We start from the raw sequence: 16293 nt of genomic DNA, 5'->3' as shown, positions 1-16293 counted from the left end.
GAATAATATGGATATTGCCGTACTAACATTTGATGGATTTAACGAGCTAGATTCTTTCATCGCATCGGGTATTTTGAATCGAATGAAAGAGTTTGGTTGGAATGTGCAGATTACTAGCCCTACAGAATCAGTGACTTCAATGAATGGAGTCACAATTAAATCTCAACAGCCTTTAGAGTTCGCGAATACAGCTGATGCGGTGTTGTTTGGTAGTGGCATGTTGACCCGCGATGTCGCCCAAGATGATAAATTACTCTCAAGGTTAAACCTTAATCCACAAACACAATTGATTGGTGGTCAATGCTCAGGGACTTTATTGATGTCGGTATTGGGGTTACTGAATCAAGTTCCAGCCTGTACTGATTTAACAACGAAGCCATGGGTAATTGAATCCGGTGTGAACGTGTTGGACCAGCCGTTTTATGCGGAAGGTAACATTGCTACAGCGGGTGGCTGCTTGTCGTCTAAATACTTAGCTGCATGGGTTATCAGTAAACTCGCAGACCAAGCGCATGCCGAAGCTGCAATTCACTATGTTGCGCCTGTTGGTGAGAAAGAAGACTCTGTGAATCATTGCATGTCGATAGTAAGTACTTACGTTTAAACTGATTCATTGCGTGCGCAGTCCTGTATAAGGTTCTTGATATGAATCTCTACCCATGGCATTTTTAGTCCAAATTGACTTTACTTAGGACAAAAAATGGAAGACTTGATAGTCGCGTATTTTAGGGCATTGAGCTCATTCTTTAGGTATCTGTTTCAGTCGATCTTGATTGAGTTCATTGGTTACGGAGCTGGCTGGATAGTCTGTAAAGTATTCACACTAGGGCGCTTTCCCCCATTGATTCCAACCGACAAAGAGCGAACCAGAATCTCTTATATCGGAGCTATTAGTATCGTGTTGCTTCTGTTAGCAATTGGTGTCTTCAATAGTTTGTGATTCGGAGTGAAGATATATGAAATTTTACCCTGCGGAACAATACCAAGCGGCTTGCAACGAGCTGTTTATCCGATACGAACGTGACATCAAAAAGCTAATCCCTAACGCGAGAGTTGAGCACGTAGGCGCATCTTCTATTCCTTTTGCCGTGTCTAAGGGCGATCTAGATATTTTCGTAGGTATTGAACTTGGTATGTTGTAATCCACATCTGCTGATGATGTGGCCTTGCAAGTGGTCAGTGTTATTGACTATGAGTGGAACTTAAATGTTGATAGCCTAGTGAAGTTAGACTATCAACATTTATTGATTATGATTCTGCAGATTCTGCTTTATCAAGAACTGAATCGTTATAAGCTTTGGTGCCCTTGTAACCTAGGAAAAGCGAAACTATCCATAAAATAAATGATACTGGAGAAGCAATAACGGTGATCGCGCAAACTACGATGAGAATTAAGTTAACAACTCCCCACATGACGCTCCCTGCATACATCTGAGCGCCTCCTGGTATTACAAAACCTAACAGTAGCGCTATCATAGGATTTTTCATTTTGTTTTGTATGCGAGCTTGTTGAATTGCGTCATTCATAATTATGCTTCCTTATGCATTTAGTTGTTATTCTCGCACTCTATATCTATCTTATTTTTAGTCAAGAATTTAGTTAAATATTTGATTTGATTGATTGTTTTGTGATCTGATATTTGCTGGGTTAATGAGTCTTCCGGTTTTATTGTGTTTGGTTTATGGTTTGATCTGAGATATATAGGGAGGAATATCGCTCTATTGTTTATTACACTACTTTTTGTGCTGTTTTTACTTTCCCCTTACACTCTTTTCAAGTATCGAACCTAGTATCAAATTTCTCTTTGTTATACAGGCAAGTCTCTCATTATGAAGAACTTCTTTGATAGCGAACTCATGCTCTCTAGCTCCTTGAATTTCGTTTTGCTATCGCTTGGGCTAACGCTCCTTTTTCATCTTCCGATTTGGTGTGGGTTCAACTTGAGCCGACGAAAGTGGAAGCTCATGGATTATTTATGGCCGTTTCTAGCGGGTATCGGGATGCTGGGTGCAGTGTCTGAGATTCGTGCGAAAGTAGCGGGCGATTGGGTTGAAACAGAACAAACTAGAGCGGTCGCGATTTTAGAATCGGTTCAGCAGTTTTCTTTGGATAAATTAAGAAGTGATACCTGCACTGGTCAGCCATCTTTAGATAATCACGCTCAGCACCACGAAGCGTGTTTGTGGTATTTGAATACGGCGATCACGTTCAAAGATGTCGATTTTACCTTGTTACCCAACGCATCGGATTTTACGGTTCCTGCGCCTAGCGTGTCGCTGGTTGAAAGTGATGCAGTGTGGGTGGATGGTATGTTGAGTCAGTATGAGAAGCAGAAAAACCAATACATAAAAACCAGAGAAGCGCAGGTGAAGCAGCCATTAGAAAGCCTCTTCTGGTATGTGAGTCCTTACTTAGTCTGTTTCGCTATTGCGTTGCGTTTGACGAAAGTGACCGCAGAGCTCAAATTAGATAAGTGCGCATAGTTTGAGTTCCTATACCCAGATAGAAAAGGTGAAGTAATGAATGTGAGTGAGTTTTCTCGGTTGGTGGGTTTGTCAGCCCACACGCTTCGCTACTATGAAAAAATCGGCTTGTTGAAAAATGTTCAGCGAAACAGCAGCGGGCATCGAGTCTATACATCGAAAGATGTTACCTGGATTGAGTTCGTGAAGCGCTTAAAAGACACCGCAATGCCACTGGATGAGATTTTAGAATACGCAAAGCTAAGGGAATTAGGGCCAGAATCGACTTCGCAGCGCCAAGTGTTGCTCGAACAACATCAACAGAATTTGAGGTCCCATATCGAAGAGCAGCAAAAGCATCTGGCTGCGCTAGAGCAAAAAATTAGTTTGTATCGAGATGGAAAAGTCCGTTGACTTAGAGTCGACTCTAACTTGTAAGGTGTTCCTGTGAACTATAAATACAGGAACAAACTCATGAATCAATCACGTTTCGACATTGGCTTAGAAAGACTTAATCATATCGACGGAGAAGCAGGGCAACAGGTTATTGAAAGCCTGCAAGACATCTGCCCTGATCTTGCAAAATATACTATCGAGTATCCTTTTGGTGATATCTATTCACGCCCCGGTTTGGATTTGAAATCACGAGAGATCGCGACCGTCGCTGCCCTTACCGCACTCGGTAATTGTGTCCCTCAGCTTAAGGTGCATTTGAATGCGGCACTCAATGTTGGATGCAGCGAGGAAGAGATTAAAGAAGTGATATTGCAGATGTCGGTGTATGCGGGATTCCCAGCGGCGTTAAATGGCATGTTCGCATTTAAAGAGGTGCTTGCGGAGAGAGGCACAGCTTGAGATAAATAGAAAATATAGTCTGAAAAGGGAGCGTCAACTTTGCTAAGTTGCGTTCCCTTTTTATTGATTGGCTAAGTTTTAAAGGTCGTAAACCTGAAGGTTCGCGGTTCTTTAAGATGACATAGACAGCGCGAACGACAGTAAAATAGGCAAGGTAACCACGCTTAGGAAGTTGCCGAACAACACCATGGACGCGACCTTGGGCGGCTCGACATTGAATCTTTCTGCGAACAAGTAGTTCATCACGGCGGGTGGCAGCATGGTGAACAGCACCATCATTTGTAGGTGCAGCGTTGGCAGCGGGATAAAGAAGTAGATGATGGCGAAGGCGATGGCACCAGTAAACAGCGATTGAGCCGTACACAGCAAGCCAACTTTGAGTCCGCTTAGCTTCAAGTTCACCATTTGCGAACCCAACGACAACAGCATGATGGGCACGGCTGCTTGGCCGAGTAGCGATGTTGCTTCGTAGATTGGATTCCATACTGCAATGCCAGACAGGTTGAGCGTCATCGCTAATGCTGCGGCTAAGAATATCGGCATCTTGAGGATCTGTTTGATCGGATTACCTTCGCTTAGTAGCGCTAAACCGACACTAATGTGCACGCATGCCGATACCACAAACAGCAATACCGCAGGGGCTAATGCACTCTCACCAAAGGTATAGGTGAACAGGGGAATGGCCAGGTTGCCACTGTTGCGGAACATATGTGGCGGCGCCCAAGCTTTGAAGTTGAGCTTAAAGATCTTACAGATTGGTATCATCAATAAAGCGGGCACCAACACCGCGACCAAAGAGGCGGTGATGAGTGGCAGTTGTTCGGTGTCGAGAGGCATGGTGGTCAGCGAGGCAAACACTAGCGCAGGAATACACACATCCATGTTGATGCGATTGATCGGTTTGAAATCGGGCTTGAGCCAACGACCCACCGCAAAGCCAGCACTGGCTAAAGCAAAAACGGGAAACAGAATGCTGACGACCTGTTCGAACATAGAATTCCTTTCTAGATTGAGTGCTTCCATTTAGCTGAGAAACGAATGTTTTAGAGAGACGCTAAAGTGAAGTATGAAGTCGATATGTATAAACATTAACCTATCAATATAATGACTTGGCGTCACCGAAGATCGTTGTTTGTGAACGGTTAATTTATATTTCTTTGAATGAAGCACAAAAAAGACCAGTGGCATCAGCAACTGGTCTTTCAAGGCTAGATAAATCTGGACGGATTTTTAATTAACGACGGCTGTCGCTGTCTAGCGATTGTTACTCGGTTTTCAGTCTAGCTAACGAGCTTTTGATAATCTTTGAAATTCACATCGTAGGCTTTCTCGCCGTAGATGTAAGTCTCGCTGACGGTTCTGTCGTCACCCAGGCTCATCAATACAAATAGCTTCTCTTCAAGCTTGGTCGCTTGTTCCATTCTAAAGCGCATCAATTGTGTGGCGTGTAAGTCCAACACCACGAAATCGGCTTCTTTTCCTACTTCCAAGTTGCCAATCTTGTCTTCTAAATGCAGTGAACGTGCACCACCTAATGTGGCTAAGAATAGCGACTTAGCTGGGTGCAATTTCTTATGTTGAAGCTGCATGATCTTATAGGCTTCACTCATGGTTTGTAGGATTGAGAAGCTAGTGCCTGCGCCGACATCAGTCCCCATACCAACACGAATGCCGTGCTCTTCCATTTCTGGTAATCGGAATAAACCTGAGCCTAAGAACAGGTTAGAGGTCGGGCAGAAAGCAATGGCAGATTCCGTGTCGGCTAGGCGCTTACATTCGCAATCAGACAAGTGAATGCCATGGGCGAAAACCGAACGTTTGTGCAGTAGGCCATAGTGGTCATACACATCCAAATAGCTGTCGCGCTCTGGGAACAGTTCTTTTACCCATTCAATCTCTTTCTCGTTTTCAGAAAGGTGCGTGTGCATATACACATCTGGGTACTCTTCTAGCAATTTACCAACGGTAGCCAATTGTTCTGGTGTACTGGTTGGCGCGAAACGAGGTGTCACGGCATAAAGCAAACGGCTGCGGTTGTGCCATTTCTCAATCAGTTCTTTGGAGTCGGCGTAGCCAGATTCTGGCGTGTCGGTGAGGTAATCAGGCGCATTGCGATCCATCAAAACCTTACCCGCAATCATACGTAGGTTGCGCTTCTCAGCTTCTTCAAAGAAAACGTTAACCGACTCTTTGTGTACCGTGCCGAACACGAGTGCCGTGGTTGTGCCGTTGCTTGCTAGTTCGTCTAGGAATAGCTTCGCAACTTTGTGTGCATAAACTGGGTTTTTGAAGCGTTTTTCTTCTGGGAAGGTGTAGTTTTCTAACCAATCAAGAAGCTGCTCACCGTAAGACGCGATCATCCCTGTTTGAGGGTAGTGGATGTGCGTATCAATAAAGCCAGAGGTGATCAGCTTGTCTTTGTATTCTTTTACTTCGAGTGTTTTAGGTTGGCGAGCCAATACCTCATCGGCATGGCCTAAGTCGACGACATGGCCGTTCTCAACCACTAAAACACCGTCTTCAAAATAGTCGTAAGACTCATCGATACCGACGTCTTTTGGGTCGGCGACGCTGTGTAAAATGCTGGCGCGATAAGCTTTGCGTTGCGTTGTCATGTTTACTTCCTTTTAATGACTTCAGCGACGTTATGGCCACTGAAGCTTTGCGACTTTTATTAGGCGATCTTCTCTTCCAATGGTGGTTCGCCTACGTCGCTTGGTTGACTGTGTTGATCGGTCAAATCCTGATTTCGATATTGTTTGGTTGGGCGCTTTTGTTCAAGTGCTTGGCCTTGATAGTGTGCGATCAGTTCACCCGCAACCGACACCGCAATTTCCGCAGGATGTTTGCCATTCACCGCACTTATACCAATCGGGCAAAGCATAGTTTCTATCTGTTCTTGGCTGTAACCACGTTGCTCTAAGCGGAAATCGAACTTCTTGCGCTTAGTAAGCGAGCCAATCATGCCGAAGTAACGGCTGTCTTCACGGTCGATAATCGCTTTGGTTAAATCGAAATCTAGCTGGTGGTTGTGTGTCATCACCAGGTAATAGCTGTTCGGTGGCATGTGTTTCACTTCACCGACTGGATCGTCTGAGACAAGCTTTTTCACACCGTGTGGCAGCGTTTCAGGGAACACTTCTTCACGTTCATCAATCCAGGTCACACGGAAGGGCAGAGTCGCGACAATGTGCAGCAGCGCTTTGGCAACATGGCCTGCGCCGAACAGCACAAGGTGGTTCTGTTGAGTGCCAATCGGTTCAAAGCTTAATGTTGCCATTCCGCCACAACACTGGCCCAAACGAGCGCCTAGGTTAAAACGTTCCACTTTGAGCGACTTTTCACTGGCAATCAGCATCTCTCGAGCCATTTTAGTGGCCACATGTTCAAGGTGACCACCACCAATCGTAGCGATGATTCGGTCACGAGTGACAAGCATCTTGGTGCCCGCATCACGTGGCACTGAGCCTCTGTCTTCAAGCACTGTCACCATGACACATGGTTCGTAGCTCTCTTCCAGCTTTGCCAGTTCGTGAATCCAATTATCCTTAAACATATGTCCTCCTAAATCCCTTTTTATGCTTCCCAAGCTAAACGATCGATATGAGCCCTAAGCCGTTTCTGATTGAGCATCGACCGAAGTCGGAGCCGTTTCAGTGACTTCCTGAATCGCCATCAGAATACGTTCTGGCGTTGCAGGTGTGTTGAGCTTAGGAATCGCGCCATCGACGGCGACATAGCTGATTGCGTCTTTCAGTGCGCTCCATACCGACATACCCAACATGAAAGGCGGTTCACCCACGGCTTTCGAGTTGAAGACGGTGTCTTCTGGGTTGTTACGGTTTTCTAAAAGATGCGTTCTGAAATCAATTGGCATATCAGCAATCGCCGGGATCTTGTAACTCGCAGGACCATTGGTCATCAAGCGGCCTTGCTGGTTCCAAACCAACTCTTCCGTGGTTAACCAACCGACACCTTGCACAAAGCCACCTTCGACTTGGCCGATATCAATTGCTGGGTTCAATGAAGCGCCCACGTCATGCAAAATATCGACACGTAGAATCTTGTTCTCGCCGGTTAGGGTATCGACGATAACTTCTGAACAAGATGCTCCGTATGCGTAGTAGTAGAACGGGCGACCGCGTGCTTTCTCGTGATCGTAATAGATCTTCGGAGTGCGGTAGAAACCAGTGCTCGACAGCGAGATTTGGTTAAACCAAGCCAGTTCAACAAACGAGTTGAAGGTCATGATCTCGTCGCGGATCTGCACCATGCCGTTCTTAAACACAACCTCTTCAGGCCACACTTTGAAGTGCGAAGAAGCGAAGTCAATCAGGCGTTGCTTAATGGTCATTGCGGCGTTTTGCGCGGCCTTACCGTTGAGGTCGGCGCCCGATGAGGCTGCGGTTGGTGATGTGTTCGGAACTTTGTCTGTGTTTGTAGCGGTGATCTGGATACGTTCGACATCGACTTGGAACTCCTGTGCAACGATTTGTGCCACTTTGATGTTCAAGCCTTGCCCCATTTCCGTACCACCGTGATTCAAATGAATACTGCCATCGGTGTAGATATGGATGAGCGCACCTGCTTGGTTCAAGAAAGTCGCAGTAAACGAGATGCCGAATTTCACTGGTGTGATCGCAAGGCCTTTTTTCAAGATAGGGCTTTGCTTGTTGAACTCAGCGATTTCTTTACGACGTGCGTGATAGTCACTGCTGCGTTCAAGCTGTTCGGTTATCTCAGGTAAAAAGTTGTCTTCAACGGTTTGGTAGTAATGGGTCACGTTACGGCCTTCTTCGCCGTAGTAGTTCGCCTTACGTACTTCCAAAGGATCTTTTTTCAGGTAACGCGCAATCTCGTCCATTATGTGTTCAATCGTCATCATGCCTTGCGGGCCACCAAAGCCACGGTAAGCGGTATTCGATGCGGTGTTGGTTTTGCATCGATGACCAACCACAGTTGCATCACCTAGGTAATAGGCGTTGTCTGAGTGGAACATTGCGCGGTCGACGATAGAACTTGATAAGTCTGGAGAGTAACCACAGTTACCTGCAACGGTAATATCGGCACCTTGAATCACACCATTGTCGTCAAAACCGACCGTATATTGATTGTAGAACGGGTGGCGTTTACCAGTTTGCTGCATGTCTTCGTTACGTAGCAGACGCATTTTGGTTGGTCGTCCGGTGAGGTGAGCAATCACCGCAGCCATACAGGCTGGAGAGGCTGCTTGAGTCTCTTTACCACCGAAACCACCACCCATACGACGCATATCAATCACGACTTTGTGCATCGGCACGCCAATCACTTCCGCAACCAGCTTTTGAACTTCGGTCGGGTTCTGTGTAGAGGTGTAGACGATCATGCCGCCGTCTTCGGTTGGCATTACACTACTGATTTGCGTTTCTAGGTAGAAGTGTTCTTGGCCACCGATCTCTAGGTCACCAGAGATCACGTGTTTCGCTTTTTTCAGTGCTGCTTTTGAGTCACCACGCTGTTGAGTGTGGCTTTCTGTTACGAAGTGCTCTTTTGCCAGCGCTTCTTTCACATCAAGAATGGCTGGTAGCTCTTCGTATTCAATAACGGCTGCGTGCGCGGCTTTGCGTGCGGTTTCTAGATCGTTAGCTGCCACAGCAATCACAGGTTGGCCGTAGTATTCTACTTTGCCATCGGCAAGCAGTGGGTCGCCCGGTAGGATTGCACCAATGTCCAATTCACCTGGTACGTCTTTGGCTTGAATGGCAATCGCCACACCTTCAAATTCGTAACACGGTGATAAATCTATATTGGTAATGTTCGCGTGTGCTTGAGTGCTCAGGCGTGCGTAGACGTGCAGCTGATTTGGGAACTCTAGGCGGTCGTCAATGTATACCGCTTCGCCCGTGACTTGCTTGGCTGCACTGTCGTGTTTTACGCTTTTACCTACGCCAGTTTTTAGGTCTTGTTTTGCAATGGTAACCATCTCTTCGTGGGTCATCGCATTGCTCTTGTGAACAGAGGAATTTGATTTAGACATAAGACGTTACCCTTGTTTCGATTTGGTTGTTTTTGTTCTGCTGTTCAATGAAGTAACGACGCAACATATTGGCTGCCGACAATGAACGGTATTCTTGGCTGGCACGGAAATCAGATAGCGGCTCAAAGTCGTTATACAGTTCCTGCATCGCTAACTTAATATTAGCGTCTGTCCATGGTTTGCCTAATAACGTATTTTCACAACGCGCCGCGCGCTTAGGTGTTGCAGCCATACCGCCGAAAGCGATACGAGCATAAGAAACCTTGCCGTCTTCGATTTGAATATCAAACGCACCACACACCGCAGAGATGTCGTCGTCTAAACGTTTAGACAGTTTGTAAGCTCGGAAGCTGTCGTTAGTTGGCTTAGGAATGATGATCTGTTCAATGAACTCACTCTCTTTTTGCGCCGTCACTTTGTAGCTGATGAAGTAATCTTCAATCGGCATGGTACGTGACTCATCACCACAGCGCAGTTTGATCTTCGCGTTCAGGGCAATCAGTAGAGGAGGGGTGTCTCCGATAGGCGAGGCATTCGCCACATTACCGCCGATGGTGCCTTGGTTACGTACTTGCAGTGAAGCAAAGCGATGCAGTAGTTCACCAAAATCTGGGTAGTGTTTTTTCAATAGTGAGTAAGAATCACTGATAGGCAGGTTGGCACCAATGATTAGATCGGTGTCGGTCTCTTCACATACCTTCATGTCTTCAACAAGGTTCACGCTGATCAGTGTTTCAATCTCACGATGGAATTGCGTCACTTCCAGCGCTAAATCCGTACCGCCAGCAACCAGCTTAGCGTTCGGGTGGGCTTGAAAAAGCTTGGCCAACTCATCGGTGCTTTTTGGGGAAAAAGCGGTGAGGTGACCAAGGCGTAAGTTGGCCTCAGTGTCTTGAATGCTTTCTAGCTTCTTGATGGTGTTGCGTTCAAGTTCAGCAAATTGGTCGATCAAAGGTTGGTCTGTTGAAAGTGACATCGCAGCATCAACAATTGGTCGGTAGCCTGTACAACGACATAGGTTACCCGCCAGTGATTCCATGACGTCTTCTTTGCTCGCATCGGGTTTGTTTTTGCCTAGCGCAAACATCGACATGATGAAGCCCGGCGTGCAGTAACCACACTGTGAACCGTGAAAATCAACCACCGCTTTTTGCACTGGGTGCAATGAGCGATCTCGATTTTGCAGATCTTCTACTGTGATCAGTTGCTTGCCATGCAGCGCTGAAACGAACGTAAGGCAAGAGTTCACCGAGCGGTATTGCAGTTGTCCATCAACCACTTCACCCAGAACTACCGTACATGCGCCACAGTCGCCCGACCCACAACCTTCTTTTGTACCCGTCTTATTTATCTTGGTACGAAGGTAGTTGAGCACTGTCATATTTGGCGACAGATTATCTTCGCGTCTTATTTCCTGATTGAGCAAAAAAGTAATCAAGAGACCTCCTTGTAAATCGACATATTTCCATGTGTATTCTTTTTGACTTCTAGGTCAATAATTATCCATCCTGACCCTGCGGTCAACTATTTATTTACAAAAATGTAACAAAGATGGCTTGTCGTGAATTGTATACAATTTAATTTTGGTCATAGTCGTCTGTTTTATAAGGGTTTGGATTGAGATTGAACAGTTTTATGGTGTGAATGAATGGATAGCTATGTATACAAGATAAAGACAAGATTTATGGCACTGTTGGGAGTGATTCTGTAGAGGCTAAGATCGTTGTTGAGGCTAGAATAGACAGTGTTTTAGATGGATGTGAGCCGATCGTCGTCTTTATTTTTAGGTGAGAGGGCATAAAAAAGAGAAGTAAACACGAAGGCTTACTTCTCTCCAATTTTGTTAACGAAAAGCTGTTAACAAAAAGCTGTTAACAAAAAGTTGTTAACAGATGGTTATCAATCGTTTGTTGAATCGTCTATGACTTACTCTTAAGCAGATCTGAGAACACGACATGCAGATCACTAGAAGCTGTGCTGCTGTCTAGGTTGAGCTTCGAACGAATATGGCTTAGGTGTTCTTGCATCAACTCTACGGCTTGTTGTTCATTGCCTGACTCTATCGCATCCAGTAAGCCTGAGTGTTCGTCTAGAGAACAGTTCGAGTGGTTGCCCGTTTCGTACTGAGCGATCAGCAGTGAAGTTTGCGATACCAAGCTGCGTTGGAAAGCCAGCAGTGGCGCGTTCTCTGCCATTTCAGCCAATTTGATGTGGAACTCACCAGACAAACGTAGGCCAGAACCATAGTCACCTTGGTCAAAGGCGCAGTTCTCTTTCGCGACCAGTTTTCTACACTCGTCGATTTGGGCTTTGGTTGCGTTTTTCACCGCTAGCTCAGTGATAGCAATTTCCATCACTTCACGTGCTTTAAATATCTGCTTGGCTTCGTCTACTGTTGGGGCTGCAATCACAGCACCTCGGTTAGGACGGATCACCACAACTTGTTCTAAGGAGAGGCGCAGCAAGGCACGGCGGATAATAGTACGGCTAACGCCAAAGATTTCTGCTAGTGCTTCTTCGCTTAATTTGGTGGCTGGTGGCAGCCTTTGTTCTAGTATCGCGTCGAAGATATGGCAGTAAACAACATCGTCTTGAGTCTGGCCTGTTACTTTCGTTTTTACACCTTTGGAGACAGAGTTTTTGAGAGCTGTCATAGAGATAAGGGCCCTTGTTTAGTCGAGTTGGGTTGGTCGAGAATAATTCATGAGTATTACTCTATATTGTATACATTTATCTATACAATGCCACCGGATGAAAGTGCGATGCACGCTTATTTGTTAATGACTTATAACATTCAGCTTCGTACAAATCGGTGCAATATTGAACTATGTACTTTTTAAAAAGTGAGTTTTGGTTTGAAGCTTAGTGCTCATCTGGTCGAAGCTAAGTGTGTATGTAATTAAAGCTAAATGCGCGTTCTGTTTAAAGCTATACTCGATTATCGCCGCAACTGTATGCCACGATCTGACTGATTTCGCTCAGGCTACGACCTGACTGTTGCTGCCATTCGTTGAAGGCTTTACTCGCTGCCAGTTGTGCTCGCTTGGTGTTACGACCGCTATCAACCACGTCTGTGCTGCGTAGGTGTGCTTCAACATCTGATGACAAGATGAAGGTATCTTTACCCATTTGGCGCAGAGTGTAGGCTCCAGTATTACCACCTAATCGCTTGCCGTGTTTTTTCAGGTAATCCCACAGCTCGGTGATACGTTCTGATGGCCAGTCGGCAACCATTTGCGAGAAGGAATCCGCTTCACGCTTGGCATTGTGGATCATCATGGCGTTGGCAGGGATGGTCATTACCTTGGTGAGGTGGCGAATAATGCGCGGGTCTTGCGCTTTCTGTTCCCACATCTCATTCGGCAGCATCAGCATCTTTTCAATATCGAACTCAAAGAATACTTCTTCAAATTGTGGCCACTTCTTTCTCACCACATTCCACGAAATACCACACTGGAAGACCTTTTCGGTAAAAGCGGCCAGCCAACGGTCATCAGTGATTTGTGATAACTCGGCTTGTGAAAGGGGCGCACGGACAATCTTTTCGAGTTCGGCCGCTCCGCCTTTACGGTGAGCCGCACGTTGATAAATGGTGTCGAATTTTTCTTGGGTCATTGAAGGTTCCAAACTAAAGCGATTCTTTATGATATGGGGACTAATTTCTATATGAAAAGGAGCTTAAGCTTCTGTCGCCAATTGAGCGAGAAAGCCACGCATGTAGTCGGTGCGCTTGTTGGCTTCTAACTTAGCGGATTCTGTATTCATGGTTTCAGCGAGCTTAAACAGCTTCACGTAGAAGTGGTCGACGCTGTAATGCTTGTCATCTAAGTCACGATGTTCAGCGAACGGGTCTTCGTGGTTATACAGCTCGGCATTAAAGCTCTGACCCACATACAAGCAGCGAGCGATGCCAATTGCTCCGAGCGAATCAAGGCGATCGGCATCTTGGACGATCTGAGCTTCTAAGGTTTCAGGTGTGATGTTGGCACTGTAGCTGTGCGTGACAATGGCATGATGGATCTCATCAAGATAGGACGCGGGGTAGTCGATAGATTTGAGGAAAGAGATCGCCTTATCTGCTGCCATTTGCGAGCTTTGGGCTCTGTCTGGGTGGTTCTTAGGAAAGGTGAAGCAATCATGAAGATAAGCGGCGGGTAAAACGACTTCAAGCTTAGCCTGTTCTTGAGCACACAAAGCCTTAGCGGTTTTGACTACGCGCTTAATGTGGCTAATGTCGTGTGCTGCATCTTGTGTCATTTCTCGTTGTGCAAAATCAAGCAGTTGGTCTTCAAACTTTTCCTTCACGCGTCTCTTTCTCCCTATGTAGACGTTAGCAATCTTGTTGATCACCTAGCATTTATTTCACATCGACTTTAACAGTTTCAAGCGCGAGTTTTTATCTTTTATAAAAGGAATACCAACAAAAAAACCGACTCTGTGAGTCGGCTTAATAGAGGGGCTTGTCTACGTTGATAAAAGCATTATCAACGGCAGTCAGAGCTTAAGCTGCAGCTTGTTGAAGCTGTGCTAGCACATCATGCAGAGAAGGGCTGATGGTGTGTCCAAGCGCTTTCACTTCGTCACATGGCTCTACTAAATCAGGGATCTGGAAGCTGATCATGTTGGCTGCCATAGAAGCGCGAATTCCGTTGTTCGAATCTTCGAACGCTAGGCAGGTTTCAGGCGCAACACCTAGGCGTTCAGCCGCCAGCAAGTAAATCTCTGGGTGAGGCTTGCCGTGAGTCACTTCGCAGCCTGTGCTTAATGAGGCGAAGTACGAATCTAGGCCAGCTAGCTCAAGCTTCTTCTTTGCGATATCAAGCTGAGTGGAGGTCGCTACCGCGATTGGAATGTCATTCGATTTTAGCCATTCAAGTAACTCAATCACGCCATCTTTTACCGGGATTGCTTGGTTTTTAACAATTGCACTGTAGCGGGTGCGCCATTCATTATTCAGCGCTGGGTAATCTAACCCTTCACCGTAACCATTTCGAAAAATCTGTTCGATGGTTTTTGCGTTACAACCAATGATGCCTAGGTAAACATCCTGCAAAAACGGAACACCTTGCGCATGACATGCTTCTTCAAAAACTTGCATACAAAGTCGCTCGGTGTCGAGCAGCAGCCCATCCATATCAAAAATAGCAGCTTGAAAATTCATATCCGTGGTTCTTTATGTGTTGTCATCGTGAGGGCGGGTATTTTGACATAGTGTCTAGTGATAGGCGAGTCAACGTTCAGTAAGAATATATCCAATCGGCTCGGCAATATGCTTCTGCATGACTTTAAATGTGATTGATTGTGGTTGAAATAATATCGTTCAGTTATGAGCCTTGTGTTTTATAGGCCATCCAGATCTAACAGAAACAATTATGATTATTCCACATAACAAATCTAGCTTGTGCGTCTGGCTTCTTATTACATTTCATAAACTTACAGGTCGGTTTACGTGACCATAATCTTATAAAAAACAATTACCGGGAGCCTGCAATCATAGTGTGACCAAGCAATAAGTAAATGGCTGAGCTTAGGGAGAAAATAACATTAGTCCACATTTTTAGCAGGGTTGCTTATGTTGTATTTTGAGTTTCTATTTTTATTAGTCGTCCTTTATATCGGATCTCGGTATGGCGGTATTGGCTTAGGTGTTGTTTCGGGTATTGGTTTGGTTATCGAGGTGTTTGTCTTCAAGATGCCACCAACCTCTCCACCTGTCACCGTAATGCTGATCATCCTCGCCGTTGTTACTTGTGCTTCGATTCTCGAAGCGGCAGGTGGCTTGAAATACATGCTGCAAGTGGCGGAAAGGGTGCTAAGAAAGAACCCGAAACGCGTTACCCTGATAGCTCCGTTCGTGACTTACTCGATGACTTTCCTATTGGGTACTGGCCACGCGGTTTACTCTATCATGCCGATCATTGGCGATGTCGCACTGAAGAACGGGATTCGTCCTGAGCGTCCAATGGCAGCTGCGTCTGTCGCGTCTCAACTAGCTATTACCGCATCACCAATTTCAGCCGCTGTGGTGTACTACCTCGCGCAGCTTTCTGATATTCAACACTCTATTACACTGCTTTCCATTTTGATGGTGACGGTTCCTGCAACGCTGTTTGGTACGTTTTTGCTTTCTTTGTACAGCCTGAAACGCGGCAAAGAACTGAACGACGATCCTGAATACCAAGCTCGTCTAAAAGATCCTGAGTGGAAAAAGCGTATCGAAAGCACTACTGCGACGTCTTTGGATGAAGTGCTGCCAACCTCGGCTCGTAATGCGGTTTTGATTTTCCTATTGTCGATTGTGGTGATTGTTATCGTGGCGATGGTGCCTGAGATCAGAACCATCGTTGACGGCGACAAGCCAATCAAGATGTCGGTGATCATCCAAATGATGATGCTCTGCTTCGGCGGTATCATTTTGCTGGCGACTAAAACTGACCCGCGAGATGTGCCAAACGGTGTGGTATTCAAATCGGGAATGGTGGCGGCGATTGCGATCTTCGGTATCGCTTGGATGTCGGATACCTACTTCCAATACGCAATGCCTCAGTTCAAGTCTGGCATCGTGGAAATGGTGACTAACTACCCATGGACGTTCGCACTAGCGCTATTCATCGTATCGGTTGTGGTGAACTCTCAAGCAGCAACTGCACGTATGATGCTACCGGTTGGCCTTGGCTTAGGATTAGATCCAGCACTGCTTATCGGCTTGATGCCAGCGGTTTACGGCTACTTCTTCATCCCGAACTACCCATCAGACATCGCAACAGTTAACTTCGATGTGTCTGGCACTACCAAGATTGGTAAGTGGTACTTCAACCACTCATTCATGTCGGTTGGTTTAATTGGTGTGGTCGGCGCATGTTGCTTAGGTTATGCACTGGCTCAGATTTTTATCGCTTAATGTATTAACTCTTTTTTTGAAATAGCCAAGACAACAACGAAAAACAGCGCCTAAATTG

The 16293-nt window shown here is 45.9% G+C and carries 16 protein-coding genes and 1 pseudogene; 7 read left to right on the top strand and 10 right to left on the bottom strand.

Annotated features, from left to right (window positions below; translation table 11 throughout):
- Nucleotides 1-7 precede the first annotated feature (7 nt).
- The 3 genes and pseudogenes from AB4133_RS09040 to AB4133_RS09030 form a co-directional block, all read left to right on the top strand.
- Nucleotides 8-604: a DJ-1/PfpI family protein gene (locus AB4133_RS09040; RefSeq protein WP_102320848.1), complete on the top strand. Its 597-nt coding sequence runs from the start codon at nucleotides 8-10 to the stop codon at nucleotides 602-604.
- Nucleotides 605-700: 96 nt separating this feature from the next.
- Nucleotides 701-940 carry a hypothetical protein gene (locus AB4133_RS09035; protein ID WP_017064998.1) on the top strand — a complete coding sequence of 80 codons (240 nt, stop codon included), beginning with the start codon at nucleotides 701-703 and terminating at the stop codon, nucleotides 938-940.
- Nucleotides 941-956: 16 nt separating this feature from the next.
- Nucleotides 957-1139: pseudogene (locus tag AB4133_RS09030) on the top strand (GrpB family protein); the annotation flags it as partial.
- A 109-nt stretch (nucleotides 1140-1248) separates the two neighbouring features.
- Here the strand turns inward: AB4133_RS09030 and AB4133_RS09025 are convergent.
- Complete coding sequence (locus AB4133_RS09025; protein WP_102351827.1) at nucleotides 1249-1527, bottom strand: hypothetical protein; 279 nt, start codon at nucleotides 1525-1527, stop codon at nucleotides 1249-1251.
- A gap of 438 nt (nucleotides 1528-1965) precedes the next feature.
- Here AB4133_RS09025 and AB4133_RS09020 point away from each other — a divergent pair, with 438 nt between their 5' ends.
- From AB4133_RS09020 to AB4133_RS09010, 3 genes are read left to right on the top strand one after another with little or no spacing between them, the layout of a single operon-like run.
- Nucleotides 1966-2484, top strand: a complete 519-nt coding sequence (locus AB4133_RS09020) for a hypothetical protein (RefSeq protein ID WP_017061602.1) — start codon at nucleotides 1966-1968, stop codon at nucleotides 2482-2484.
- A 36-nt stretch (nucleotides 2485-2520) separates the two neighbouring features.
- A complete protein-coding gene (locus AB4133_RS09015) occupies nucleotides 2521-2877 on the top strand; it encodes a MerR family transcriptional regulator (RefSeq protein ID WP_017061603.1) in 357 nt (118 codons plus the stop codon).
- 60 nt (nucleotides 2878-2937) lie between these two features.
- Nucleotides 2938-3318 carry a carboxymuconolactone decarboxylase family protein gene (locus AB4133_RS09010; RefSeq protein ID WP_017061604.1) on the top strand — a complete coding sequence of 127 codons (381 nt, stop codon included), beginning with the start codon at nucleotides 2938-2940 and terminating at the stop codon, nucleotides 3316-3318.
- A gap of 111 nt (nucleotides 3319-3429) precedes the next feature.
- Here the strand turns inward: AB4133_RS09010 and AB4133_RS09005 are convergent, their stop codons facing one another.
- The 9 genes from AB4133_RS09005 to AB4133_RS08965 all read right to left on the bottom strand — a co-directional run bounded on the left by AB4133_RS09005 (nucleotide 3430) and on the right by AB4133_RS08965 (nucleotide 14495).
- Complete coding sequence (locus tag AB4133_RS09005) at nucleotides 3430-4311, bottom strand: AEC family transporter (RefSeq protein WP_004732869.1); 882 nt, start codon at nucleotides 4309-4311, stop codon at nucleotides 3430-3432.
- Nucleotides 4312-4598: 287 nt separating this feature from the next.
- Nucleotides 4599-5933, bottom strand: coding sequence for a guanine deaminase (guaD, locus tag AB4133_RS09000; protein WP_102320851.1), 1335 nt, complete (start codon nucleotides 5931-5933; stop codon nucleotides 4599-4601).
- Nucleotides 5934-5992: 59 nt separating this feature from the next.
- Complete coding sequence (xdhC, locus tag AB4133_RS08995) at nucleotides 5993-6874, bottom strand: xanthine dehydrogenase accessory protein XdhC (RefSeq protein WP_372146525.1); 882 nt, start codon at nucleotides 6872-6874, stop codon at nucleotides 5993-5995.
- 54 nt (nucleotides 6875-6928) lie between these two features.
- Nucleotides 6929-9334 carry a xanthine dehydrogenase molybdopterin binding subunit gene (gene xdhB, locus AB4133_RS08990; RefSeq protein ID WP_372224246.1) on the bottom strand — a complete coding sequence of 802 codons (2406 nt, stop codon included), beginning with the start codon at nucleotides 9332-9334 and terminating at the stop codon, nucleotides 6929-6931.
- On the bottom strand, nucleotides 9327-10772 hold the full coding sequence (gene xdhA, locus AB4133_RS08985) for a xanthine dehydrogenase small subunit (RefSeq protein WP_032549154.1): 1446 nt from the start codon (nucleotides 10770-10772) through the stop codon (nucleotides 9327-9329). The genes xdhB and xdhA overlap by 8 nt, the downstream gene beginning before the upstream one ends.
- Before the next feature lie 481 nt (nucleotides 10773-11253).
- Nucleotides 11254-11988, bottom strand: a complete 735-nt coding sequence (locus AB4133_RS08980; RefSeq protein WP_108185319.1) for a GntR family transcriptional regulator — start codon at nucleotides 11986-11988, stop codon at nucleotides 11254-11256.
- Between the two features lie 274 nt (nucleotides 11989-12262).
- Nucleotides 12263-12949: a DNA-3-methyladenine glycosylase I gene (locus tag AB4133_RS08975; RefSeq protein ID WP_016766965.1), complete on the bottom strand. Its 687-nt coding sequence runs from the start codon at nucleotides 12947-12949 to the stop codon at nucleotides 12263-12265.
- Nucleotides 12950-13012: 63 nt separating this feature from the next.
- Nucleotides 13013-13639: an HD domain-containing protein gene (locus AB4133_RS08970; protein ID WP_372224245.1), complete on the bottom strand. Its 627-nt coding sequence runs from the start codon at nucleotides 13637-13639 to the stop codon at nucleotides 13013-13015.
- Between the two features lie 196 nt (nucleotides 13640-13835).
- Complete coding sequence (locus AB4133_RS08965; RefSeq protein ID WP_136974166.1) at nucleotides 13836-14495, bottom strand: HAD family phosphatase; 660 nt, start codon at nucleotides 14493-14495, stop codon at nucleotides 13836-13838.
- Nucleotides 14496-14906: 411 nt separating this feature from the next.
- Between AB4133_RS08965 and AB4133_RS08960 the strand changes: the two genes are divergently transcribed.
- The gene (locus tag AB4133_RS08960) at nucleotides 14907-16235 is read left to right on the top strand and encodes an anaerobic C4-dicarboxylate transporter (RefSeq protein ID WP_010432780.1); all 1329 of its coding nucleotides are present in this window, start codon (nucleotides 14907-14909) and stop codon (nucleotides 16233-16235) included.
- Nucleotides 16236-16293: the final 58 nt, after the last annotated feature.

Source organism: Vibrio sp. 10N.286.52.F8 (genome assembly GCF_041468745.1).
GTDB classification, from domain to species: Bacteria; Pseudomonadota; Gammaproteobacteria; order Enterobacterales; family Vibrionaceae; genus Vibrio; species Vibrio crassostreae_C.
Note: the sequence above shows the minus strand (reverse complement) of the source record. Positions and strands in the feature narration are given on the sequence as shown.